Annotated in this window: 25 protein-coding genes; 12 read left to right on the forward strand and 13 right to left on the reverse strand. The window is 61.9% G+C overall.

The annotated features are described in order from the left end of the window. Positions 1–211: 211 nt before the first annotated feature. Together crcB and H6851_13725 are read right to left on the reverse strand one after the other, a co-directional pair. On the reverse strand, positions 212–586 hold the full coding sequence (gene crcB, locus H6851_13720; GenBank protein MCB9944662.1) for a fluoride efflux transporter CrcB: 375 nt from the start codon (positions 584–586) through the stop codon (positions 212–214). Positions 587–673: 87 nt separating this feature from the next. After that, a complete protein-coding gene (locus H6851_13725; GenBank protein MCB9944663.1) occupies positions 674–901 on the reverse strand; it encodes a hypothetical protein in 228 nt (75 codons plus the stop codon). A gap of 98 nt (positions 902–999) precedes the next feature. Here H6851_13725 and H6851_13730 point away from each other — a divergent pair, with 98 nt between their 5' ends. The 3 genes from H6851_13730 to H6851_13740 all read left to right on the forward strand — a co-directional run bounded on the left by H6851_13730 (position 1,000) and on the right by H6851_13740 (position 3,420). Then, complete coding sequence (locus tag H6851_13730; GenBank protein MCB9944664.1) at positions 1,000–1,653, forward strand: class I SAM-dependent methyltransferase; 654 nt, start codon at positions 1,000–1,002, stop codon at positions 1,651–1,653. Positions 1,654–1,873: 220 nt separating this feature from the next. Continuing rightward, positions 1,874–2,725, forward strand: a complete 852-nt coding sequence (locus tag H6851_13735) for a tellurite resistance TerB family protein (GenBank protein ID MCB9944665.1) — start codon at positions 1,874–1,876, stop codon at positions 2,723–2,725. Positions 2,726–2,976: 251 nt separating this feature from the next. Further along, entirely contained in the window at positions 2,977–3,420 is a 444-nt protein-coding gene (locus H6851_13740) for a TIGR01244 family phosphatase (protein MCB9944666.1), read from the forward strand. A gap of 93 nt (positions 3,421–3,513) precedes the next feature. On the opposite strand, the gene H6851_13745 is transcribed toward H6851_13740, so the two are convergent. The 9 genes from H6851_13745 to ugpB all read right to left on the reverse strand — a co-directional run bounded on the left by H6851_13745 (position 3,514) and on the right by ugpB (position 12,248). Then, positions 3,514–4,032 (reverse strand): DUF934 domain-containing protein, encoded by a 519-nt coding sequence (locus H6851_13745; GenBank protein MCB9944667.1) that lies wholly within the window; start codon positions 4,030–4,032, stop codon positions 3,514–3,516. Next, the gene (locus H6851_13750; GenBank protein ID MCB9944668.1) at positions 4,019–5,680 is read right to left on the reverse strand and encodes a nitrite/sulfite reductase; all 1,662 of its coding nucleotides are present in this window, start codon (positions 5,678–5,680) and stop codon (positions 4,019–4,021) included. Before H6851_13750 ends, H6851_13745 begins: the two co-directional genes overlap by 14 nt. 6 nt (positions 5,681–5,686) lie before the next feature. Continuing rightward, positions 5,687–5,980, reverse strand: coding sequence for a DUF2849 domain-containing protein (locus tag H6851_13755; GenBank protein MCB9944669.1), 294 nt, complete (start codon positions 5,978–5,980; stop codon positions 5,687–5,689). A 3-nt stretch (positions 5,981–5,983) separates the two neighbouring features. Then, positions 5,984–7,378, reverse strand: coding sequence for a uroporphyrinogen-III C-methyltransferase (gene cobA, locus H6851_13760; protein MCB9944670.1), 1,395 nt, complete (start codon positions 7,376–7,378; stop codon positions 5,984–5,986). A 187-nt stretch (positions 7,379–7,565) separates the two neighbouring features. Then, positions 7,566–7,976 (reverse strand): RDD family protein, encoded by a 411-nt coding sequence (locus H6851_13765; protein MCB9944671.1) that lies wholly within the window; start codon positions 7,974–7,976, stop codon positions 7,566–7,568. 64 nt (positions 7,977–8,040) lie between these two features. After that, the gene (locus H6851_13770; protein MCB9944672.1) at positions 8,041–9,150 is read right to left on the reverse strand and encodes a sn-glycerol-3-phosphate import ATP-binding protein UgpC; all 1,110 of its coding nucleotides are present in this window, start codon (positions 9,148–9,150) and stop codon (positions 8,041–8,043) included. A 3-nt stretch (positions 9,151–9,153) separates the two neighbouring features. Next, positions 9,154–10,002, reverse strand: a complete 849-nt coding sequence (gene ugpE / locus H6851_13775; GenBank protein ID MCB9944673.1) for a sn-glycerol-3-phosphate ABC transporter permease UgpE — start codon at positions 10,000–10,002, stop codon at positions 9,154–9,156. Further along, the gene (gene ugpA / locus H6851_13780) at positions 9,999–10,883 is read right to left on the reverse strand and encodes a sn-glycerol-3-phosphate ABC transporter permease UgpA (protein ID MCB9944674.1); all 885 of its coding nucleotides are present in this window, start codon (positions 10,881–10,883) and stop codon (positions 9,999–10,001) included. The genes ugpE and ugpA overlap by 4 nt, the downstream gene beginning before the upstream one ends. Before the next feature lie 54 nt (positions 10,884–10,937). Then, on the reverse strand, positions 10,938–12,248 hold the full coding sequence (ugpB, locus tag H6851_13785; GenBank protein ID MCB9944675.1) for a sn-glycerol-3-phosphate ABC transporter substrate-binding protein UgpB: 1,311 nt from the start codon (positions 12,246–12,248) through the stop codon (positions 10,938–10,940). Positions 12,249–12,713: 465 nt separating this feature from the next. On the opposite strand from ugpB, the gene H6851_13790 reads away from it, so the two are divergent. The 3 genes from H6851_13790 to H6851_13800 all read left to right on the forward strand — a co-directional run bounded on the left by H6851_13790 (position 12,714) and on the right by H6851_13800 (position 15,622). Further along, positions 12,714–13,565 carry an alpha/beta fold hydrolase gene (locus H6851_13790; protein ID MCB9944676.1) on the forward strand — a complete coding sequence of 284 codons (852 nt, stop codon included), beginning with the start codon at positions 12,714–12,716 and terminating at the stop codon, positions 13,563–13,565. A gap of 115 nt (positions 13,566–13,680) precedes the next feature. Continuing rightward, entirely contained in the window at positions 13,681–14,673 is a 993-nt protein-coding gene (locus tag H6851_13795; GenBank protein ID MCB9944677.1) for an aldo/keto reductase, read from the forward strand. Positions 14,674–14,713: 40 nt separating this feature from the next. Beyond that, entirely contained in the window at positions 14,714–15,622 is a 909-nt protein-coding gene (locus H6851_13800; protein ID MCB9944678.1) for an aldo/keto reductase, read from the forward strand. Positions 15,623–15,654: 32 nt separating this feature from the next. Here the strand turns inward: H6851_13800 and H6851_13805 are convergent, their stop codons facing one another. Further along, positions 15,655–16,881, reverse strand: coding sequence for a diguanylate cyclase (locus H6851_13805; protein MCB9944679.1), 1,227 nt, complete (start codon positions 16,879–16,881; stop codon positions 15,655–15,657). Positions 16,882–16,938: 57 nt separating this feature from the next. Continuing rightward, positions 16,939–17,793 (reverse strand): TlyA family RNA methyltransferase, encoded by an 855-nt coding sequence (locus H6851_13810; GenBank protein ID MCB9944680.1) that lies wholly within the window; start codon positions 17,791–17,793, stop codon positions 16,939–16,941. A 118-nt stretch (positions 17,794–17,911) separates the two neighbouring features. Between H6851_13810 and H6851_13815 the strand changes: the two genes are divergently transcribed. From H6851_13815 to H6851_13840, 6 genes are all read left to right on the forward strand, one after another. Further along, positions 17,912–18,862 carry an ABC transporter permease gene (locus H6851_13815; protein ID MCB9944681.1) on the forward strand — a complete coding sequence of 317 codons (951 nt, stop codon included), beginning with the start codon at positions 17,912–17,914 and terminating at the stop codon, positions 18,860–18,862. 1 nt (position 18,863) lies between these two features. Continuing rightward, positions 18,864–19,685, forward strand: coding sequence for an ABC transporter permease (locus H6851_13820; GenBank protein ID MCB9944682.1), 822 nt, complete (start codon positions 18,864–18,866; stop codon positions 19,683–19,685). Positions 19,686–19,689: 4 nt separating this feature from the next. Next, positions 19,690–20,655 carry an ABC transporter ATP-binding protein gene (locus H6851_13825; protein MCB9944683.1) on the forward strand — a complete coding sequence of 322 codons (966 nt, stop codon included), beginning with the start codon at positions 19,690–19,692 and terminating at the stop codon, positions 20,653–20,655. Then, positions 20,622–21,443 (forward strand): ABC transporter ATP-binding protein, encoded by an 822-nt coding sequence (locus H6851_13830; GenBank protein MCB9944684.1) that lies wholly within the window; start codon positions 20,622–20,624, stop codon positions 21,441–21,443. Before H6851_13825 ends, H6851_13830 begins: the two co-directional genes overlap by 34 nt. Before the next feature lie 100 nt (positions 21,444–21,543). Then, the gene (locus H6851_13835; protein MCB9944685.1) at positions 21,544–22,041 is read left to right on the forward strand and encodes a hypothetical protein; all 498 of its coding nucleotides are present in this window, start codon (positions 21,544–21,546) and stop codon (positions 22,039–22,041) included. A 185-nt stretch (positions 22,042–22,226) separates the two neighbouring features. Beyond that, entirely contained in the window at positions 22,227–24,536 is a 2,310-nt protein-coding gene (locus tag H6851_13840; protein ID MCB9944686.1) for an NADP-dependent malic enzyme, read from the forward strand. Positions 24,537–24,668: the final 132 nt, after the last annotated feature.

Consider the following 24,668-nt stretch of genomic DNA (forward strand, 5'->3'; position numbering starts at 1 on the left):
GCATGGCATCGCATTTCCAATGTAGGATGGCAAATAAATAAGTGTCTGGATCATAATATAAAAATAACGAAAGTTGAGCGCATCCGCGAAACGCGATGACCTCGCGTGATGCCATTTCGAGAGTGTGTAATTACGGGATAATGTCTGTATTTTCCATTTCCCGGGTCGGTGCCATTGTACTCCCGATGCCCCGGCGATTGTCGTGTCGTGGCTACAATCGCCGGAATGCGGCCATGCCGAGGCCAAGGGCGGCAATGCAGAAGACCACCGACATCAGGACATAGGCGGCTGCACTCAGGTGCCGCCCGCGTTCGTAGAGAACCACCACGTCGAGGGAGAAGGTGGAGAACGTCGTGAACGCGCCGAGCAGGCCGACAGCGATCAGGCTGCGGACCTCCGGTGTAACCTGCAGGCGGGTTGCCGATAGTTCGACAAAGGCGCCCATCACGAACGAACCGGCGATATTGACAACCAGCGTGGCCAACGGAAAGCCGGTGCCGATGGTGCGTGCCACGGTCACATAGACGAGATAGCGGCTGACCGCTCCGATGGCTCCGCCGACTGCCACCGACAGCAGGGTGAAAATACTCAATGGCATGGCTGCATGGTCTCCGGCACTAGCCATGGCGGCGGTTCGGGGTAGCAGTACGCGTCCGTCAATGATCGAACGGGTTCAGTCATGCCCGGCTTCGTCGTCATATCCCTTGTGGTGGCTGTAATAAACCAGCCACATCAGTCCCACGCCGAGCAGGAATGTCGCCGATACGCCGGCAAGGAGGGCGATCTGGCCATGCAGGCCGATCTCGACATCGCCGATCTCGGTCCACACATACCAGGCCACGGCTGCGCTGGAGATGAGCAACGCGAAAAGAACGAAAATGGTGAAAAGCATTCCACGCAAGACTATCGGGTCCTGAAGATTGTCATTGAACCAACGTGGAACCAAGCTGTAGGCCTTGTCGGGCCGAACATCAACCTTGCCCGGAGAATGGACGCACCGTGGACTATCCTCTTCGCCGTCACACCGAAGTCCTGCGCGAGGTTGTCGCTCCGCTGGAGGGGGCAATCGTCGACATAGGCTGCGGACGCGGGGCGCTGGCGGGCTGGTTCAGGAAGCAGGGCATGAATGCGGTCGGTATCGATCCCCAGGCGGCCCTGCGCCCTTCGATTGCTGCCATGGCAGAAAGCCTGCCGCTGGCCGACGAGAGCCTGGACATCGCCCTGTTCTTCAACAGCCTGCATCACGTTCCGGTGGCGATGATGGATCGGGCCATCGCCGAGGCTTCCCGGGTGGTTCAGGCACAGGGACGAATCGTCGTGGTCGAGCCGCTCGCCGAAGGCCGGCATTTTCGTCTCATGCAGCCGCTTGAGGACGAGACCGGGATCCGCGGCCACGCTCTGGCCGCCTTGCGCCGCGCGGTTGGCCACGGCTTGAGGCAGACGCATGAAATCCACTACGACACCCATCTGGTTCAGACCTCGCTCGATGAAGTGATCGGGCATCTGCTGGCCGCCGATCCGCAGCGGGCCGAAAAACTCCACACTGTACGTGAATCCATGGAATGTTTGTATCGCGAATTGGGAACTCCTTGCGATCAGGGCATGGTGTTCAACCAACCCATGCGTCTCAATGTGCTGATGAAGGATGGCTGAGGATTGGTCGTATCGCGGTATCGTCTTCAGCCCTGCAGGCACCATGCAGTGTGACCGCGCGATGGTCATCGGCGTCGACCGACGGCCAATCTGCTGGTATGCAGACCGGCAACGATAATTGTACCGCGCCAGGCCAAGACCATCGTCACACGAACCTTTTCGAGGGAACACCCCTATCGGAGCCGCTTGTTCGGATGAGCGGGCGACGTGGAGAGCAAGTATGAATTTCGGAGACATCGTTGGCCAGCTGTTGCAGCAAGGCATGTCCGGCCAGACACAGGGCCGTCTGACCCATGCCCTTGGCGATCGCGGTATCGGCGGCCAGGGAGGCGGCCTCGAACAGATCCTCGGCGGCCTTCTTGGGGGTGGTGGACAGGGAGGGTCGAGTGCCGGCGGACTGGGCGGTCTGGCGGGGATGCTTGGCGGTGGCCAGCAGGGGGGCGGTGGCCTCGGGGACATGCTCGGCAGCCTGCTCGGCGGCAAGTCTTCCGGCGGGTCGGGAGGCATGAGTAATGCGCAGGTCGGTGGCATCGGTGCCATTGCCGGTGCCCTGCTAGGTGGTGGTGGCGGTGCCGTCAAGGGGGCGATCGGCGGGAGTGCCATGGCGCTGCTGGGGACGCTTGCCCTGTCTGCCCTGAAGAACTGGCAACACGGACAGTCAGGCCAGGGAGCGGCTCAGGCGCAGCCGGTGCAGATCACCGAGCATGAAGCGCAGCAGATGGCTGCACCGCAGACGGCCGAATTGTGCCTCAAGGCGATGATCTCCGCAGCGAAGGCAGATGGCCAGATCCAGGATGACGAAATGCAGCGCATCGTCGGCAAGCTGGAGGAAGGCGGCATCAGCGAAGAGGAGCGCAGTTTCGTCGTTCAGGAGATGTCCAAGCCCCTCGACCTTCAAGGGCTCATCAGTGAGGTTCCCAACACCCAGGTGGCGGCACAGGTCTATGCCGCGTCGCTTCTCGCCATCAAGGTCGATACTCAGGCCGAGGAGCAATACCTGCAGAAACTCGCAAACGGTCTTGGTCTCGATGCCGGTACCGTTCAGCGTCTCCATCAGATGGTTGGCGCCTGATCCTTTGTTCCCGTCTTGAGTGAGAAGGGTGCCTGCCGGCGGGCACCCTTTCCCATCGGGTTCGGACGGCAGCGGGAAAAGAACTGACCCGGGATCGATGACGTGTGGGGTTGTTTCTCTCTTCATCGCGTGTCGTTACCGGCGTAAGAAGGCGGTCATGGAATTGGCGGTCGACTGTCTGACATTTTTCATGCACCGCAGGGCCAGCGGTGACGCTGACCGTCAGGGCTTGCAACAAGGTGGGAATGCCGATGTCAGCTTCGAATTTTCGCAGGCTTGATGATACTTTCTCCGTCGCCCCTCAACTGGTCGAGCAGGATTTCGTCCAGGCAAGGGAGCAGGGGTTCCGCACGATCATCAATAATCGCCCGGACGGCGAGGGTTCCGGGCAGATGTCATCGGATCGTGCCGAGGCTGCCGCCAGCGCTCATGGATTAAAATACATTTACTTGCCTGTGATTTCTGGTGGCATGACGGCCGCGGATGTCGTGGCCATGCGCGAGGCGCTGGCATCGGCCGAACGACCGGTGCTCGCCTATTGCCGTACGGGCACCCGGTCGTGCAACCTGTGGGCCCTGGCCAGTGCGCCGGACGTTGCGGCCGATCAACTGGTCGATCTTGCAGCGCGGGCCGGTTACGACCTCGCGCCGTTGAGCGGTCAACTGGTGGCTATCCACCATCGCGGCGGGCTCTGAGCCGGCATGATTTGTCGGATCGATGCGTCGGTCGCTGGCAGGCCGTCATGCATGGGCCGTCCTTCGCCCACATGACGTATCGGCTCCGGTCGTTCAGGCTGCCTCGGCACGTTTGTGGCGATGCCGGGCTTCGAGAATGTTTGCGGGATCGATGGCGTTACTGTCGAGCTGATAGGTCAGGGTCATGTCAATATTGGCGTTGTGCCAGCTTTCGAAAGCACGACCCTCCGCAATCTCGAAGGAATCGAAGCCGCACTGGCGCATGAATGCGTACTGGTCGACCAGCACGTTGCCGATGGCGCGCAGTTCGTTTTGGTAGCCCATCCGATCCCGAAGGATACGGGCGGAGGAATAGGATCTTCCGTCGGAGAATTTCGGGAAGCGCAGGGCGATCACCTGAAGCCACTTGATCCAGGGGGCCAGCGCCTCGACCCGTTCATGTGGTTCGACCACCACGCCGACGCAGCATCCCCGTTGGAACAGGTCCTCGCCCTCGACCCCGAGCAACCGCTCGTAGGTCACGATGACGCGGGCGCCATAGGCCGGCGTGACATCGTCCGCCACATGGATCCAGCGGTCCTCGACAAAACTTCCGTTTTTAAGCAGTGGCATAGAGCGCCTCCTTGAAGGGTTGCACACCGACACGACGATAGTATGAGAGAAAATTCTCCTTTTGTGAGGTGCGGCCGGCCAGATAGGTCTCGATAATCGTCTCAACGGCATCGGTGATTCTGTCATAGGCAAAGCCCGGTCCGAGGATCTTGCCCAGCGCCGCGTCCTCGTCGGCATTTCCTCCCAGTGTAATCTGGTAGGACTCCACGCCCTTCTTCTCCAGGCCGAGAATACCGATGTGACCGACATGGTGATGGCCGCAGGCATTGATGCAGCCCGAGATCTTGATCTTCATCTCGCCGACCTCGTGCTGCCGTTGCAGGCTCTGGAAGCGGCGGCTGATGGATTGTGCCACCGGGATCGAGCGGGCCGTGGCAAGGGCACAGTAGTCCATGCCGGGGCAGGAGATGATGTCGGAGACCAGTCCGAGATTGGGTGTGGCCAGACCGGCCTTCTCCAGGGCCTGCCATACGGCATGGACATCGCTTATGCGAACATGGGGAAGGACGAGATTCTGCTCGTGGGTCACGCGGATCTCGTTGTGGCTATGCCAGCCGGCGAGGTCGGCCACTGTGCGCATCTGGTCGGATGTCGCATCGCCGGGAATACCGCCGATCGGCTTGAGCGAGATATTGACGATGGCGTAGCCGGGTACCTTGTGGCGGGCGACGTTGCTACGTACCCACAGGGCAAAATCCTTGTCGGCGAAAACGGCTGCATCATGGGCAGCATCGCGTTCCGGAAGCCGTTCATAGGGTGGCGGCGCAAAATAGGTGCGGATGCGTTCGATCTCGTCGCGGGCGATGGCGATGCCTTCGGCATGATCGCCGGCCGCATATTCGGCCTCCACCTGCTCGCGGAAGGCGTCGAGCCCCAGCTCATGGACAAGGATCTTGATGCGGGCCTTGTACTTGTTGTCTCGTCGCCCATGCCGGTTGTAAACGCGCACGATGGCGGTGGCATAGGGCAGCAATTCGTCGACCGGGAGGAATTCCCGTACTGTCTTGCCGATGATGGGGGTGCGTCCCAGGCCGCCGCCGACGATCACCTCGAAACCGGGTTCGCCGGCCGCGTTGCGCCACATGCGCAGGCCAATGTCGTGAATCTTCACCGCCGCACGGTCATGCGGAGCGCCGGTGATGGCGATCTTGAACTTGCGTGGCAGGTAGCTGAATTCGGGATGCAGCGATGACCACTGGCGCAGCAGTTCGCACCACGGACGCGGGTCCATTACCTCATCGCCGGCCACTCCGGCCCACTGGTCGGTGGTGACATTGCGGATGCAGTTTCCCGACGTCTGGATGGCATGCATCTCCACCGACGCCAGCTCGTCGAGAATATCGGGTACATCCTCGAGTTTCGGCCAGTTGAGTTGCAGGTTCTGCCGCGTCGTGAAGTGGCCGTAGCCGCGATCGTAGCAGTCGGCGATGTCCGCGAGCTTGCGCATCTGCGCGGCATTGAGCGTACCATAGGGAATGGCAATCCGCAGCATGTAGGCATGAAGCTGCAGATAGAGACCGTTCATCAGCCGCAACGGCTTGAACTCGTCCTCGGTGATCTCGCCGGCCAGCCGGCGCCTGACCTGATCGCGGAACTGTGCGGTGCGTTCCTCGACGAAGCGGTGATCGAACTCGTCATAGCGATACATGCGCTGCTATCCCTGCCTGACGGCCTGCTTGCCGAGATCGGTGCGTACCGACGGGCCGGAGGCGCGAAACTTTTCACGATAATGAACAGGCACGACGAGATCGCCGTGGCATTCCACCTCGATGAGATAGGGTTCGACCACGATGTTGGCCCGGGCGTCGCTGTTGCCGCGCGAGACCAGTTCGTCGGCCTTGTCGTCATTGTCGGCAATTCGTGCCTCATGGACGAACGGACGCCAGCCATCGGTGGAAAGGTAGACGACGTCGCCGGTTGCGAGGTGATTGGCAGTGAGGATCTTCATGGATCAGGCGGCCTCAAGCTGGGGTAGGGCGGCAGGACGGGCGAGCAGCGCGCGTGCGCCGATGAGAATGATGGCGGGACCTCTGACGTTCCCGCTTGTGGCAGTGCGTGCCAGCGCGTCGATCCGGGTCTGCACGATGTTCTCGTCGGGCAGTGTCGCCCGTTCGACTATGGTGACGGGAGTCGCCGGATCGATGCCCGCATCGAGCAGCCCGCGTTCGATCGATGATGCGGCGCCCATGCCCATGTAGATCGCATGGACCTGTCCCGGGCGGGCCAGGGTCGCCCAGTCATGCTGCGCCGGACCGTCGCTGGCATGACCGGTCAAGATGGTAAGCGACCGGGCGGCATCGCGCTCCGTGAGCAGGGCCCCCGCGCTGGCGGCTGCGGCCAGTGCCGAGGTGATGCCGGGAATGATGGAGACCTCGATGCCATGCGCCTGGAGGGCCTCGATCTCTTCGGCGGCCCGGCCGAAGATCAGCGGGTCGCCGCCCTTGAGACGCACCACGCGATGTCCTGCGCGGGCCTCGCGGACGAGAATGGCGTTGATGTCCTCCTGACGGGTCGAGGGAGCATGGGGTGTCTTGCCAACGGCGATACGCCGGGCGTCACGGCGGGCAACCTCGATTATGGCATCGGGAACCAGCCGGTCGACGACGATCACATCGGCTTCCTGAAGTGCGCGCATGGCCTTGAAGGTGAGGAGGTCGGGATCACCCGGACCGGCGCCGACCAGTGTCACCCGGCCGGGTTCTGCGCTTCGTGCTGCCAGTGCGTCGATGCTGCTCAGGTCGGGCTCTTCGAGTGTATCGGAATGTCCCGCAAGCACGTTGCGGGCGATATCGCTGTCGAAGAAACGTTCGAAGACCTTGCGGCGCAGGCTGCCATCCCCGGAAAGGAGGGAGGCGCGGTCACGCAACCTGCCGGCGATCCGCGCGAGCGTGCCGAGACGCGAGGGCAGAAGTGCCTCAAGCTGTGCTTTGATGCGCCGGGCGAGCACCGGCGCTGTACCCTCGGTGCCAATGGCCACCACCACCGGGTCGCGGTCGACGATGGCAGGCGTGGTGAAGCTGCACATTTGCGGAGCATCCACGACATTGACGGGGATGTTGCGCGAACGGGCGGCAAAGGATACGGCCGCATCCTGCAGCCGGTCGCCGGTGGCCGCGAAGACGAGGCGGCAACCGTCAACGAGCGCGGGTTCGAATGACAACGCCAGATGCTCGATCGTGCCGGCCATGACCTGCTGGTGGAGTTCTTCGCACGGGCGGTCGGCGACCACGCGTATCCGCGCACGGGTCTTGCGCAGGAGGCGGACCTTCTGGGCCGCCGCTTCCTGCCCTCCCACCACGAGCACGGGCGCGCGGTCGAGATCGACGAACACCGGATAGTAGCGCATGGGCGTCTCCGAGCCATTGCACACTGTATGCGCGATGGATGGATTATTTCACATCAAAAAGTCAATATATAAAATTTCACACATATTTTTCATGTGAAAATAAATTGGCCAATCTCGCAGCCCATTCAGATACTTGGCTGCATATTCACATCAAGTTATTGTTTTTATGTTCCTTTTCTTGCCGGGTTCAGTCAGCCAGGACCACCACAGTGCCCGCGATCTTGTCATGCCAGGCCTGTCTTCGTTCGTCGAACAGGACCCACAGATAGCCTACACCGAGGATGAGTCCGGAGATCAGGTAGCCGGCGTAACGACTGACATACTGCCACACGGTGGGAGCTCCGCCCGTCGCCGCATCGACGATCCGGATTCGCATCACGATCTTGCCGGGCGTTGCCTGATAGCGGATCCACAGATCGATGATGATCACGGCGGGAACCGTCCAGCTCACCAGTTCCGCCCCGTATCGTGCGTGAAGGTCGGGGTCGAAGGCCGCGTTCCCGTAGAGAAGCACCTGCAGGATGAGGGCCATCGGCACCATCCACAACAGGTCAATGATCTGGGCCAGTACACGCTGACCGAAGGTGGCATAATTCATGAGCCTTTTCCCGCGCGGTGGACTTGTGGTGTCCGTCAGCCACCAACCTACGCCAGGATCGGCCTCAGGCAAGGGCGAGACGCGCACCACGGTCCGCATCGAACGCATGAAAGGCCGAAGCGCGGGCTTGAGCCATCAGCTTCGTGCCCGACTCGAACGAGGCTTGCCCCGGTATCCGGACTACCAGTTCGCTGTGACCATCGTCGAGCAGGCCGTGTATGAAGCTCTCATGACCGATGAGCTCCACGCCTGTCACTGTCAGCCGCAGCGAAATTGTACCGGTTGGCGTCGTATCGGCACTTTCATGGGCAGCTGCGATCGACAGATCCTCCGGGCGCACTCCCAGACGCAGGTTTTGCGGCAGGGCGGGAGTGCCGTTCGGGCCGGTCCAGACGGTGTCGGGCTGAGCGGTAATTCTGATACCTTTGCCAATGGTCTGAGCATCGAGAATGTTCATGGCCGGCGATCCGATGAAACCGGCAACGAATACCGAGGCGGGACGGGAATAGACTTCCATAGGCGTGCCGACCTGTTCCACCCTGCCACCATTCATCACGACCAGGCGATCGCCCAGTGTCATCGCTTCCAGCTGGTCATGGGTCACGTACAGGCTGGTCGTTGTCAGCTTGCGTTGCAATCGTCGTATCTCGATACGCATCTGCACGCGTAGCTTGGCGTCGAGATTGGACAGCGGCTCGTCGAACAGGAAGGCTGCCGGCTGGCGCACGATGGCGCGACCCATGGCCACGCGCTGACGCTGACCGCCCGAAAGCTGCCGTGGGCGCCGCTGGAGCAGATGGTCGAGTTGCAGGGTCCGTGCGGTCTCCTGCACCCTCCTGTCGATCTCGGCCGTAGCCGTGCCCCGGTTGCGCAGCCCATAGGCCATGTTGTCGAATACCGTCATGTGAGGATAGAGGGCATAGGTCTGGAAAACCATGGCAATGTCGCGATCGGCCGGTTCGAGGTCGTTGACCCGCTTCCCCGCGATGCGGATTTCGCCCGATGTCACCGTCTCCAGGCCAGCAACCATTCGCAGCAACGTGGATTTGCCGCAACCTGACGGTCCCACCAGAACGATCATCTCGCCATCGGCAATGTCGAGCGAGATGCCCTGGATGGCTGCCACGCCACCCGGATAGACTTTCCTGACGTTGTCGAGGCTGATTTCGGCCATGCTTCACTTCTCGGATTCGATGAGGCCCTTGACGAACAGCCGTTGCATTCCGACCACCACCGCCACAGGCGGGATCATCGCCAGAATGGTGACGGTCATCACCTCATTCCACAGCGGCAGCGACTCGGCTACCTCGGCCATGCGCTTGATCCCCATGACCACGGTGTACATCGTCTCGTCAGTGGTAATGAGCAGGGGCCACAGATACTGGTTCCAGCCGTAGATGAAGAGAATCACGAACAGCGCCGCCATGTTGGTGCGTGACAGGGGCAGCAGGATATCTTTGAGGAATTTCAGCGGTCCCGCTCCGTCGATGCGGGCCGCTTCCACCAGTTCGTCGGGCACGGTCAGGAAAAACTGGCGAAAGAGGAAGGTTGCCGTTGCCGAAGCTATCAACGGAATGATGAGGCCCGGATAGCTGTTCAGCAGTCCCAGATCGGCAACCACCTCGTAAGTCGGAAGGATCCGGACTTCCACCGGCAGCATGAGTGTCAGGAAGATGGTCCAGAAACACAGCATCCGGAGTGGGAAACGGAAGTAGACAATGGCGAAGGCCGAAAGGAACGAAATGGCGATCTTCCCCACGGCGATACCGACTGCCATGATCAGCGAGTTGAGCATCATCGCTCCGATGGGCCCGCCGCCCGCCTTCTCACTGCCATCGACCAGGATGGCACGGTAGTTCTCGATCATGTGCCCACCCGGAAGGATGGGGATCGGTGCCCTGAACAGCGCCTCGGGCGCATGGGTGGAGGCGACCCACGCCACCCAGATGGGAAAGGCGACCAGCGCGATGCCACACAGGATAACGAGGTGCGCGATAACGTCCAGCCAGGGGCGCCGCTCGATCATTGGTACTGCACCCTCTTTTCGACATAGCGGAACTGGAGCACGGTGAGCATGGTGACGATGGCCATCAGGACCACGGACTGAGCTGCCGAACTGCCCAGATCGAGGGCTTGGAAACCGTCGTGGAAAACCTTGTAGACGAGGATGTTCGTGGCCCGTGCTGGCCCGCCCTCGGTCGTTGCGTCGATGATCGAGAAGGTCTCGAAAAAGGCATAGACGACATTCACCACCAGAAGGAAGAATGTGGTGGGGGCGAGCAGCGGCAGCTGGATCGTCCAGAAACGTCGACCGGGTCCCGCGCAGTCGATGGCTCCGGCCTCGATCAGCGATTTCGGGATGGCCTGCAGACCGGCCAGGAAGAAGATGAAATTGTAGGATACCTGTTTCCATACCGCGGCGACGATGATGAGGATCATCGCATGGGTGCCGTTCAACTGGTGATTCCAGTCGATGCCCACGGAGTCCAATGCGTAGGCGACCATGCCGATGGTGGGATTGAGCATGAAGAGCCACAGCACGCCGACCACCGCCGGTGCGACGGCATAGGGCCAGATGAGCAGGGTCTTGTAGAGGGTGGCTCCACGCACCACCCGGTCGGCCATGACGGCCAGCAGAAGGGCGATGGAAAGACCGAAGAAGGCAACCGCTGCGCTGAAGACGATCGTGACGCCGAAGGAATGAAGATAGTTGGGGTCGGCAAGCAGGATTTCAAAATTCTCGAACCACACGAATTCGGTGGACAGACCGAATGCATCCTGCACCAGCATCGACTGCATCAGGGCCTGGCTGGCCGGCCAGATGAAGAACACCATCGTGATGACGACCTGCGGTGCCACCAGCAGGTAGGGCAGCCATCGATGACGGAAGACGATACGCTTTTCCACGCGGAGCGGAGTTGGCGGGAACGCCCCGTTCTCGGGGATGTTCCCGCCGCAGTCCTAGCGTTCGAACTTGCGCAGCAGCTCGTTGCCGCGCTCGACAGCCGTATCCAGCGCGTCCTGGGCTGACTTGCTGCCGGCCCAGACCGCTTCGAGCTCCTCGTTGATGACGTCGCGGATCTGCACGAAATTGCCGAAGCGAACACCCTTGGAATTTTCGGTGGGGATGTTCAGGCTCAGTTCCCTGACGGCGGTGTCGGCGCCGGGGGCCTTGTCGTAGAAGCCCTGTTCACGGCTGAGCTCGGAGGCCGCCAGGGTGATCGGCACGTAGCCGGTTTCCTGATGCCACCAGGCCTGTACTTCCGGCGAAGAGAGGTAATTGAAGAATTTCGCTACGCCCTTGTATTGCTCGGGCGTTCCGCCCTTCAGGACCCAGAGCGTGGCGCCGCCGATGATCGAGTTCTGCGGCGCATCGACGACATCGCTGTCGTAGGGCAGCATGGTGATCCCGAAATCGAACCCGGCCTGTTCCTTGATCGATCCGTAATAGGCCGAGCTGTTCAGCCACATGCCGCACTCACCGGTCGTGAACTTGGGCAGGCTGTCGCCACGTCGGCCACCGTAGTCGAAGGTCTTGTCCTTTTGCCATTCCGCAAGCTGGGCGATGAGCTTGGGCACGATGGCATTCTTGTTGAAGACCAGTTCCGTGTCGGTACCTTCGAAACCATTGCCCTTTGTACCGACGGGCTGATCGTGCCAGGCGGACATGTTCTCCACGAGCACCCAGCTCTGCCAGCCCACCGAGAAGCCGCAAGGCAGGCCGCTGGCCTTGAGAGCCTTCGATGCCTCGCCGACTTCCTGCCATGTCTTTGGAGGGTTGTCCGGGTCGAGGCCGGCCGCCTTGAACGCGTCCTTGTTGTACCACATCACCGGTGTCGAACTGTTGAAGGGGAGCGACAGGAGCTTGTTGTCGGCTGTGGTGTAATAGCTGACCACGGCCGGCAGGTAGTCGTTCTGGTTGAAGGGCTCGCCGGCTTCCGCCATCAGCTCGAAGACCGGATAGACGGCCCCCTCGGCCTTCATCATCGTCGCGGTGCCGACCTCGAAGACCTGGACGATCTGCGGCTGCTCACCGGCGCGGAAGGCCGCGACGGCGGCCGTCATGGTTTCGGTGTAGTTGCCCTTGTAGGTTGGAACGATCTCGTATTCGTCCTGTGAAGCATTGAAATCGGAGGCGATCTTGTCGACGCGCTCATTGTTGACGCCCGACATGGCATGCCACCATTGGAACTGCGTCTTCGCCTCGGCTGCCGTCGCGAACACAAGCACGGCGACGGTACCGGCCACCAGCGCAACACCGTTCTTTCGCATAGGTTCCTCCTCGATCTTGCGAAACCGCTTCCACGGGCTTCGCCCCGCTGCCGGGGTAACTTCTCATTGTGACAGGCTGGTGATAGCGGCGACTGGTGTCCGAGGCCAGCATTTCGAATCTTGTACAAGTTCGATGTCGTGGAATTATCTCTAATGGTATTTTGTTCCGGTGGAGAATATTCTATTTAACGCATTAGGCGATATAAAAAATCACGAATAAAATTCATGCGGGAAAAATCCTCGTATTCGAGTCAAATTCCTGAAACCGGGATGAATTTTTCGCGCAATTCACGCAAAAATGCCGGAACAAATGAACAAGATTGTCGTCAATAGTCTCGAAAGGTCCTTCCGATGTCAGGACGATGTCTTGGTGAATGACGGATTTTGACATCCGGGTTGTCGTAATTGATCTGCCCTGGGACTGTTCGTTACGTTCGTGGATTGTCGAATATATCTGGAGTGAGGATGAGCCTCAAACATTGGCCTGTCCACTTGCCGCCTGCCACGACCGGCATTCCTGCACGACGCGTCGTCGCCGTACAGGGATCCGGGGCTACACCGCGCATCTTTGAAAAGATCGAGCGCGAGCTGGAAGGTGCAAGGGTCAGCTTTGTCCATGCTTCCGTAGGCTGGATGCGTTCCCGGGGTGGTGACGTTCCGCAGGCTGCGCCCATGTCCCTGGAAGCCGAAGCCCGCCGGGTCATCGCCCAGGCCCGATGCTGGGGCGGTCGGTCGACCACGCATCTGGTCGGCCATTCGTTTGGTGCCGCCGTCGCTCTCCGCGCCGCCCACGACGCGCCGGACCTTTTTTCCAGCGTCACCCTGATCGAGCCGGTTTCCTTTCATCTGCTGCGCAATCGGGCATTGCGTGATCGCCGCCTTTTCGGCGAAGCCGCAGCTCTGGCCAATGATGTCGGCAGTCGGGTCGCCAGTGGCGATATGGCCATGGCGGCCGCACGGTTCTGCGACTACTGGAACGGTCGGTGCAGTTGGGGAGTCATGTCGGACCGGCGCCGCGATGCGCTCTCCGCCCGCATGCCCATGGTCGTGGGCGAGTTCTGGGCGACCATGCAGGATGCGTTGCGTCCGAAAGACCTGCAGAGGATCCCGACCCCCGCACTCATCCTCACCGGCAGCCATACGCCGGCGACAACGCGGCGTATTGCCGAACTCATTGTCGGCAACATGCCGACCGCGATGCCCGCCAATCTTCGCCATGCCGGGCACATGCTGCCGCTCACTCACGGCGAGTTGGCGGGACGCCACATCGCCCGACACATCGCCGTGGTCGATTCGCTGAACCCGCAGGCCGCATGAGCGGCCGTGCATCGCGCCGTTTCCGTGGTTTTCATCGTTCCCTGTACGCTCGTCAGTATCCGGCAACACGGATATAGTGTCCGTCGATGGATGCTGGCAGCGGGAGGAAAACAGGGTGCAGCGGCGACGACTGGGCATGAACGGGGTGGCGGTCGGGGCTGTCGGCCTCGGATGCTGGAGCTTTGCCGGTTCCTATGGCCCGACCGATGAGGCGCGGAGTCATGCGACGCTGTCCCGTGCGCTGGATCTTGGCATCGACTTCCTCGATACCTCCAATGTCTATGGTGCCGGTGTCTCGGAAGAGATCATCGGTCGTTTCATCAAGGATTGTCCCGGTCGCTTCCGGATTGCCACGAAGGGCGGTATCAGGCGGTCTCCGGGCAGCACGGAGCGAACCTTCGACAACAGTCCGGCCTATCTTCGCGAGATGCTCGAAGGTTCGTTGCGGCGGCTCGGCGTCGAGCATGTCGACCTCTACTACATCCACCGTCGCGAGCAGCAGCGGCCCATCGAGGAGGTGATGGAGACGCTGGTGCGGTTCCTCAAGGAGGGCAAGATCGGCGGCATCGGGTTTTCCGAAATTGCCCCGGCCTCGCTGCGGCGCGCTCATGCTGTGCATCCGGTGACGGCTGTCCAGAGTGAATATTCGCTGTGGACCCGGTTGCCCGAACTGGGGATGGTCCAGACCTGCAAGGAACTTGGGATCGCCTTCGTTCCGTTCTCGCCCGTCGGGCGGGGGATGTTCACCGGTCGTACACCCGATCCGGCCACGTTCGACAAACTCGACTTCCGCAAGAACAACCCGCGTTTCCTCGAACCGGATTTCTCCGCCAACCTTGCCTTCGTCGAGGGCTTCAGAGCCTTTGCACGCGAAAGGTCCATGGCACCTGCCAGCCTGGCGCTGGCGTGGCTGCTGCATCGCGGCGATCATCTCATCCCCATACCCGGTACGCGTTCTCCGGCTCATCTGGAAGAACATGCGGCTGCGGCGGACATCGCCCTGGATGCCGGCGACATGCAGGCCATCGAACGGCTGCTGCCGGTCGGTTTCGCCCATGGCGACCGTTATTCGGAAGCCCAGAACGTCGGCGTTGAGCGCTACTGCTGAAATTCCATTATATCGCTGTGAAAACAAAGGGGGACAAGCCTTGGAAAAGGTGACGGTGGGCGAGGGTGGGCCGTCGATGACCCGGATCGTCGCTGGTGCGATGCGTCTGCTGCAATCGGAGGAAACCCGCAGCGTCGAGGGGCTGGCGCGGTTCATCGACCAGTTGCTCGATTGCGGTATCGACTGGTTCGACCATGCCGATATCTACGGCCAGCATGGTGTGGAAGAGCATTTCGGCCGTGCCACCGCATTGCTCGGCGAGCGGCGCAGGGCGGTTCGACTGGTCAGCAAATGTGGTATCCAGATGGTATCGCCCGGTAGGCCCCAGACTCGCATCCGCCACTATGATACCACTGCAATACATGTACGGACCTCCGTCGAGCGCAGCCTGCGGCTGCTCGGTGTCGAGCGGCTCGACCTGCTTCTCATCCATCGTCCGGATCCGTTGTTCGATGCGCCTGCCGTCGGTCGCATGCTGGATGAACTGGTCGCCGGAGGACTGATTGCCCATGCCGGCGTATCCAATTTCACTCCGTCGCAGATGGAAATGCTGCAGGCCCACATGCATGCGCCGTTGGTGACCAACCAGGTGCAGCATTCACTGGTACATGGCAAGGCGCTGATGGATGGTACCTTCGATCATGCCCAGCGTACGGGCTGGCGACCGATGCTGTGGTCGCCGTTGGCGGCAGCGGCCACGCTGGGCGATGAAGCTCGCCCTGAACTCCGGCAGAAACTCGTGGATTATGCCGGCCGGCTGGGCTGCGATCCGGCCACTCTCGTGCTGGCCTGGGCGATGCACCATCCTACCGTCCCCGTAGCCGTCATCGGCACGACCCGCATCGAGCGGTTCAGGTCGTTGCTGGGGGCCGTCGAACTGGCGGGGAATCTTGATCGCGAGATCTGGTTCGACCTCTACCAGACCTCTATGGGCCAGCGGATTCCCTGACGGACTCGATTGGTATCATCGTATCGCCATGCTCAGGCCGGGGTCTTGGAGCGCTTTTTCGGGCGTCCGTGGACCTCGATGTCGCGCTCGCTCAGGACCAGGTTGCGGCCCTCCTCCTTGGCGCGGTGGAGGGCGCGATCGGCGCGACCCACCACCCGCTTCAGCGGTTCGGGTTCTCGATACTGGGCTACGCCGATGGAGATGGTGACAGGGCGAACCTTGCAGGTGGTATCCTTGCCGTCGACGTGGACGGATTCCACCTGGCCGCGCAGGATCTCGGCAAGCTTCATTGCACCCTCAAGAGGAGTTTCCGCGAGAACGACGCCGAATTCCTCGCCACCGAAACGAGCGACGAGATCGCGTCCCTTGACGGCGCTGGAAAGGGTTCTGGCAACCAGCTTGAGCGCATCGTCGCCGATCTGGGGGCCGAACTCCTCGTTGAACAGCCTGAGATGGTCGATGTCGACCATCAGGAGACTGAATGGCTTCTTGCTGGCGATGGAGTCCCTGGCTGCTCGCTTGAGCTCCATTTCGAGTGCCTTGCGGTTGCCGACGCCGGTGAGGGGATCGGAATTTGAGGCGCGTTGAACCTGTTCGAGGTGGTCGCGCAGGCTCGCGATTTCGGCCGCGCTGTGGACCACGCGGCGTTCGAGCTTGGTGATCGACCGGCGCATGCTTGCGGTTTCGGAAAGGATGCTCTCGACTACCCTTCTTATTTCGGCGACCTTGTCCTGCTGCTTGAGTTCATCATGCAGGGCAGATATCCGTTCGCCGTGATCGGCGGTGCTGTCGCCGGCGCTGGTGAGGGTCTCGTGCACGACGCCCAGCAGCCGCTCGACATTGCGGCTTGCCTCGTAGGCAGTCTGGCTCACCTGTTCGGCACCGAAATGGCGCTCGTACATTTCGGCCACCAGAACCGGCGTGACCGGTTCTTCGGTCGTCTTCAGCCGGCGAATTTCCTCGGAAAGCGGGAGGCGTTCACCGGAAACATGAGTGTAGAACAGGGTATAGGCCGCCGGGGTGGGCTTCACGTTCATGGTGCGCATGGCGGTCAGCGCGGCATCGAGGAACGGATCGTCAAAGCCGTCGGTGATCGTTGCCTCGGCCTTGTTCCAGCGCTTCAGAACCATGCGGAACGGTTGTGCAAGTCTCGCCATCAGCGACGGCGGTGCAGCCGCTGCATCGTGCCCGCTGATTTCACCCGCCCCCAACCGATCCGTCGCGCGCCTTTTCCCGAAACCGAGATGCAGCCAGCCCATCTTCCGTTCAATTCCCCGTACTGCCACGAACGAGGCACGATCATAGCAGGGCAATGGTCAAGGTTCGGTTAAGCAAATCGGATTGCGGCTCTCCGCTGCTGGCGTCTTTTTCGCCGCCACCAGATATTCGTGATTGCCCTTCGGCCCGGTGATCGGGCTTTCGACAATTCCATCCACGGTCCAGCCGGCGAGTTCCAGCCATTCCCGGACCTTCTCGCACACGCGTTGGCGGACGGTCTCGTCGCGAACCACGCCACCCCTGCCGACCTCGCTGCGTCCGGCCTCGAACTGCGGCTTGATCAGTGCCACGCAGCGGGCATCGCCGGCGGACAGGGCCAGTGCAGCCGGAAGGACCTTGGTCAGCGAGATGAAACTGGCATCGCACACGACCAGTGCGGGTTCCATTGGTATCTGTTCGCGGCTCAGATGGCGCGCATTGGTACGCTCCAGTACGACCACTCGCGGATCGTTGCGCAATCGCCAGTCGAGTTGTCCATGCCCGACATCGACAGCGTAGACCCGCAGGGCTCCGCGCTCCAGCAGCACATGGGTGAAGCCGCCGGTCGATGCTCCGACGTCGATGGCGATGAGCCCGCTAGGGTCTATGGCGAAGCGGTCGAGCCCCTCGATGAGCTTGAGCGCGCCGCGGCTGGCCCATGAGGGGCCTTCATGGGCCAGTCGCAGGTCAGCGTCGGTGGCGACCATCGTGCCGGGCTTGTCCATGCGCCGTTCGCCACTGAAGATCTCCCCGGCCATGATCAGGGCCTGTGCCTTGCTGCGCGTCCCGGCAAGGCCGCGTTCGACGACGAGCTGATCCAGGCGCAGGCGGGAGGGGGTGACGGTCAGGACAGGTCTCCTCTGACGTTCGGGGTTGCGGCATGACGCACGGTCACGGCTCTGGTCTACCAGCATGACGGCGCCATGACGACAGCGCGCTCGCGAGGCATGCGTGCGAATCGCCTGTAGTCTTGACGCGTCGATGGTGGCAGCTTGGTGGCCGAAGAACGCCACGATCGCGGACATTCCATCCTTGTCGCTTCTGCTCGCGCGTCGATTCCTGACCTTGATCCTGACATTGCTGGCAGCATCGCTGGTGGTGTTCGTGGTGCTTGAGCTGTTGCCGGGCGATCCCGCAGCGGTCATCCTCGGCGTCAACGCGCGGCCCGATACGCTGGCGGCGCTGCGCAGGGAGATGGGCCTCGATCTTCCGGTGGCCGAACGCTACGTCATGTGGCTCGGCGAGTTGATGCGCGGTGATCTCGGCCGCAGCTACACCTATGACGTGCCGGTGGCCGATCTGATCGCGGAGCGGTTGTGGGTGAGCCTGCCCCTGGCGGTGATGGCGATCGTCATCTCGACGGCAATCGCCCTTCCCGTGGGGGCATGGGCGGCGGCGCATCGCGGACGGCTGCTCGATACGCTGCTCATGGGGTTGAGTCAGCTGGGGGTGGCCATCCCCAATTTCTGGTTCGCCATCCTTCTAATTTTGTTGTTTTCTGTCCAATTGGGATGGTTGCCGGCGGGTGGATTTGCTGGATATGATGGTGGTTTCTGGGCAGGGCTCGCATCGCTGCTCATGCCGGCCTTCGCACTGGCCCTGCCGCAGGCGGCGATTCTCGCGCGCCTGACGCGCTCGGCCGTTCTTGAGGCCCTGCGTGAGGACTATGTCCGCACCGCGAGGGCGAAGGGACTTGACCGTCGGCAGGTGCTGCTGCGCCATGCCCTGCCGAATGCGATGATCCCGGTCGTCACGATCATGGGGCTGCAATTCTCGTTTCTTCTGGCGGGTACGATCATCATCGAGAATGTCTTCTATCTGCCAGGTATCGGCCGCCTGATCTTCCAGGCCATCGCCCAGCGCGATCTCATCACCGTGCGCGATCTGGTCGTGCTGCTCGCTGCGACCGTGGTGATCGTCAACTTCATCGTTGACCTTCTCTATCTGTGGCTCGATCCGCGCCTGCGCAGCGGAGGCCATTGAGATGGCGTGGTGGAGGCATGGAGGTTTCGTGACGGGACTGGTCCTCGGCATGCTGCTGCTCGCTGCGGCCCTGCTGTCGCTCGTCTGGACGCCCTATCCGTTCGCCGCCATCGACATCGCCAACAAGCTGAAGCCTCCTGCGGCATCGCATTGGCTCGGCACCGACCAGCTCGGGCGCGATGTCTTTTCGATGATGCTGGTGGGCGCGCGCAACTCGATTCTCGTTGCCGTCATCGCTGTCGCCGTTGGTGCCGGCATCGGTATTCCACTGGGCGCTGTGGCCGCGTGGCGGCGCGGTTGGGTCGACGAATTCATCATGCGGATGAGCGATTTCGCATTCGCCTTCCCGGCCCTGTTATCCGCCGTGATGATCACGGCCATTTTCGGCCCCGGTGCTGTCAATTCGATGATCGCCATCGGCATCTTCAACATTCCGGTCTTCGCCCGGTTGACGCGTGGCACCTCGATGGCGGTCATGGCCCGCGAGATGATCCTGGCGGCCCGGCTCGCGGGCAAAGGGGGCGCGCGTATCATCGTCGAGCATGTCCTGCCCAACATCGCTCCGATCCTCATCGTGCAGGCAACCATTCAGTTCGCATTGGCGATTCTCGCCGAAGCAGGACTTTCCTATCTTGGTTTGGGTACCCAGCCGCCTCATCCCTCCTGGGGCAAGATGCTCAACGAGGCGCAGACGCTCATGTATCTTGCTCCCCATCTGGCGATTTTCCCCGGATTGGCCATTGTGCTCTCGGTCCTTGGTCTCAACCTGTTGGGCGATGGCCTGCGCGACCTGCTCGATCCGACCCTGAGGGAGCGGGCATGAGACGATGGTCATGACCCTTCTCGAAATTCGCGATCTCGGCGTTCGTATTGGCGATGTTCCAATTCTATCGAACGTCTCGTTTTCGATGGAATGTGGCAGCGTACTCGGGCTCGTGGGAGAGTCCGGATCGGGCAAGTCGATGACAGCCCTCTCGATCATGGGATTGTTGCCGGATCGTGCGGTGGCCGGCGGCTCGATCCGCTTCGACGGCTCTGAGCTCCTGCGGCTGGATGAACGTCAGCGCAATGCGATCCGGGGGCGTCGTATCGCCATGATCTTCCAGGAGCCGATGACCGCTCTCAACCCGGTGATGACGGTGGGAAGGCAGATCGCCGAGGGCATGCGCCTGCACCGGACCGTGAGCGAGGGGCGGATCGCCGCAACGGTGCGGGCGATGATGGACCGCGTCGGGCTGCCAACATCGCGCTTTTCGCCGGACCTTTACCCGCACCAGCTCTCCGGCGGGCAGCGGCAGCGGATCATGATTGCCATGGCGCTGGCTCTCGAACCCGACCTTCTGATCGCCGATGAACCCACCACGGCGCTCGATGTCACCGTCCAGCTCGAAATCCTGAAACTGATTCGCGATGTCGTGCGCGAACGCGACATGGGCCTGCTGCTTATTACCCATGATCTCGGTGTGGTGGCGGCCATGTGCGAACGGATGATGGTCATGTATGCGGGGCAGGTCGTGGAGGCGGGGGGAACCGATTCGGTGTTGAAGCGGCTGGCTCATCCCTACACGCGGGGATTGCTCGATGCTCTGCCGTCGCCTCTGCGTGTCGGCGAGCGGCTGCACGTCATACCTGGTACGGTATCGCGTCCGGGGGAACGTGCGCGCGGTTGCGCCTTCGCCCCGCGCTGTGGACGCGTCTCCCCTGTCTGCCATGTGCAGGAGCCGCCCATGTGGCGGGTTGCGTCGGGGCATGAAGCCGCATGTTTTCATCCTGCAGGAACCAGCGGCTCGTGAGCGGCAGGAATGGAACCATTCTTCAACTCGACCATGTGGTCCGAGACTATCGGCTGCCGCGGCAGAGCCTTGTGGCGCCCGCACCGGTCCACCGCGCGGTCGATGACGTTTCGTTACGCCTTGCGGCAGGCGAAAGTCTGGGCATCGTGGGTGAATCGGGGTCCGGCAAGTCGACGCTGGCGCGTATCGTTGCCGGTCTCGATCAGCCGACCTCCGGACGGGTGGTTCGTCGTGGACGGGTGCAGATGGTCTTCCAGGACCCCTACGGCTCACTCGATCCGCGCATGAATGTCGAGCGCATCGTCGCCGAGGCGCTCCATCTTGACCGTGAAACAGCCGGGCGCAAACGCGAGCGGGTGGTCGAGGCTCTTGAAGCCGTGGGACTTTCTGCCGATGACCTGCGGAAACATCCGCATGCCTTCTCGGGGGGGCAGCGCCAGCGGATCGCCATTGCCCGTGCTCTTGTCGCCCGTCCCGACCTGGTGATTGCCGATGAGCCGGTATCGGCTCTCGATGTGTCGGTTCAGGCGCAGGTCCTCAACCTGATGGTCGACCTGCGCCAGCGCTACGGGATGGCTTATCTGCTCATCAGCCACGATCTGTCGGTGGTGGCCCATCTCACGGACCGGGTAGCCGTGCTCAGCGATGGCCGGATTGTCGAGGAGGGCGCGACCCGCACCGTCCTGTCCGCACCGCGACATGACGTGACGAAAAGGCTTCTCGATGCCGTCCTGCCCACCGACCCGGCCGAGGCCCGAAAGCGTCTGGCCGGCGACGGGGGATCGTGAGCGGAGAGGCGCCCGCGGTCCGCAATGGCTGTCCGGTTAACGTTTTCTTAACCTTTGTCGTCCATGTAAGGGCTTTGTCATTTATCCGAAGAAGGCTCGCATGGTCCGTTCTTTCGCGCTTCTCACCGCTACCTTGTTCATCCTGGCCGGCCCGGCGCTGGCCAAGGGCAAGCCCGAGAACGTCGGTATGCCCAAGAAGCTGGTGACCCTTGACAAGGATCGACAGGGCAAGGGGCAGCATGGCAAGCCGGAGATGCCCGGGCAGGCAGTCACCTCCGGGCATGGTGTCTTCGATCAGGCGGTGCGTGAACGCGTGCGCGGCTACTACGCGACCGAGGCCAGGGGCGGGCATTGTCCTCCCGGGCTTGCCAGGAAGAACAACGGCTGCCTGCCGCCGGGACAGGCCGGAAAACGCTACGAGGTTGGCGAGATATTGCCGGCCGATGTCCGGATCGGCTCCTTGCCCCGCCGCCTGCGGGACAGTCTGCCACCGCCGCCGGAGGACAGCTATTACGGCGTGGTCGATGGCGCCATCGTTCGGGTTGGCAGGGCCACCGGCAAGGTCCTCGAAGCCGTCGACATCCTCTCCGGGTTCTGAACGGGACGGGTTCCACTGCTTCCCTGTCCGCGAATCCCGGGAACGCCCATGAGGGGCGATACGAGGGCTTGACGAGCCATATTTGTGCTTTTCATGCCGTGTTCACCTGCGAGTTCCTGTCCGCGTTGTTGTAGCCGTCATGCAAACCCGGCTAGAACGGGGACAAGAAGACAGTGGAGGACGTCATGAGCGGCTCAGACCAGACCATACGCGTGGCATCGGGATCGGATTCGGGCGGGCGAGTCACCCGCGAGGAAGCGCTGGCGCTGCATTCCGGCGGCCGGCCAGGCAAGTTCGAGATCGCTCCGACCAAGCCGCTTGCAACCTCGCGCGACCTGTCGCTGGCCTACTCTCCCGGCGTCGCGGCCCCCTGTCTGGAAATCCAGCAGAACGCCGAAAAAGCCTATGACTATACGGCCAAGGGAAACACGGTAGCAGTCATTTCCAATGGCACCGCCGTTCTTGGTCTCGGCAATCTGGGAGCGCTTGGCGCCAAGCCGGTGATGGAGGGCAAGGCCGTCCTGTTCAAGCGTTTCGCCGATATCGACGGAATCGATCTTGAAGTCTCGACCGAGGATGTCGGCGAATTCGTCAATTGTGTCCGGCTTCTCGGCGCGACCTTCGGCGGAATCAATCTCGAGGATATCAAGGCGCCCGAATGCTTCATCATCGAGCAGCAACTGCGCGAATGCATGGACATTCCGGTCTTTCATGACGACCAGCACGGTACGGCGATCATTGCCGCGGCCGCCCTTGTCAATGCCATCGATCTCACCGGGCGGACGCTTGCGGAGACCCGCATGGTGATCAACGGTGCCGGTTCCGCGGGAATTGCCGTGGCCTCGCTGATCAAGGCCATGGGCGTATCGCACGACAATGTCATCCTGTGCGACACCCGCGGCGTCATCCACGAGGGCCGTGAGCAGGGCATGAACCAGTGGAAGTCGGCCCATGCCGTTGCGACGGATGCGCGCACTCTGGCCGACGCGATGAAGGATGCCGACGTGGTCATGGGACTCTCGGTAAAGGGAGCCTTTTCGCGCGAGATGATCGCCTCCATGGCGAAGGATCCCATCATCTTCGCCATGGCCAATCCCGATCCGGAGATCACGCCCGAGGAGGCCCGTGAGATTCGCGACGATGCGATCGTCGCCACCGGTCGTTCCGATTATCCCAATCAGGTCAACAACGTGTTGGGCTTTCCCTACATCTTTCGTGGCGCACTCGACGTGCGGGCATCGACGATCAATGACGCGATGAAGATCGCCGCAGCCTATGCCATCGCCGCGCTGGCGCGCGAGGAGGTGCCGGAGGAGGTGACGGCGGCCTATCAGGGCAAACGCTTGCGTTATGGGCGGGAATATCTCATTCCGACACCTTTTGACCCGCGTCTGATTACTCACGTCCCGCCGGCGGTCGCCAAGGCTGCCATTGAAAGCGGTGTCGCGCGCCGGCCGTTGGTCAGCAGCGAGCGCTATCGCGACAATCTGCGTTCCCGTCTCGATCCGACGGCGAGCCGCATGCAGATGATCATCGACAGGGTCCGGGCGGAGCCGCAGAGGCTGGTGTTTGCCGAGGGCGAGGAAGAGAAGACGCTCTCGGCAGCGATCGCCTGGCGCAACAGCGGCCTCGGTACGCCGGTGCTGGTGGGGCGCGAGGAGCGTGTTCTCGAAGCGCTGGCGAGTATGGGGATCAGTCAGCCCGAGGGGCTGGAGATCCACAATGCCCGCATTTCCGAGCACAATACGCGCTATGCGAACTACCTCTACAACCGCCAGCAGCGCAATGGCATGCTGTTCCGTGACTGTCAGCGCATGGTCAATCAGGACCGCAACGTGTTCGGTGCGTGCATGGTGGCGCATGGCCATGCCGATGCGATGATCACCGGCCTCACGAGACGGTTCAATACGGTGGTGAAGGATATTCGTCTGGTTGTCGACGCAATGCCGGACCAGCGCATGTTCGGTATCACCATCATCGTCGCGCGGGGACGGACGGTATTCATCGCGGACACGACCGTGCATGAACTGCCGACGCCGGAAGAACAGGCCGACATTGCCGTGCAGACGGCAGCCTTTGCCAAGAGCATGGGGTTCGTGCCGCGCGTCGCCTTCCTGTCGTTTGCCACCTTCGGCAACCCGCGTATCTCCAAGGCGGCACGGGTGCGCGACGCCGTTGCCGAAATGGACCGGCGCAAGGTCGATTTCGAGTATGACGGCGAGATGGCGGCCGATGTTGCGCTCGATCCCGAGTTGATGGCGCTCTATCCGTTCTGCCGCCTGACCGGACCGGCCAACGTGCTGGTCATGCCGGCCTTGCATACGGCCCATGTCGCCTCCAAGCTTCTCCGGCAGCTCGGGGGCGGAACGGTGATCGGGCCGGTTCTGACCGGTCTCGAAAAACCGGTGCAGATCATCTCGATGAATGCCACTGTTTCAGACATTCTCAATCTGGGGGCAATTGCCGCGCATGACGCCGCCATGCGCCGCCAGTAAATCCGGTTCGTTCCGCAATGCCCGCCCCCTCGGCGTTGGCATATGGCGTGAGGGGGCAGTTCGGTAAGGAACGGTCCGGACAGGCGGGTTGTAAAGAAAGAAGGAGCCCGGGCATCTCTCTCTTGGCGGATC

Source organism: Geminicoccaceae bacterium, assembly GCA_020638465.1.
Classification (GTDB): Bacteria; Pseudomonadota; Alphaproteobacteria; order Geminicoccales; family Geminicoccaceae; genus JAGREO01.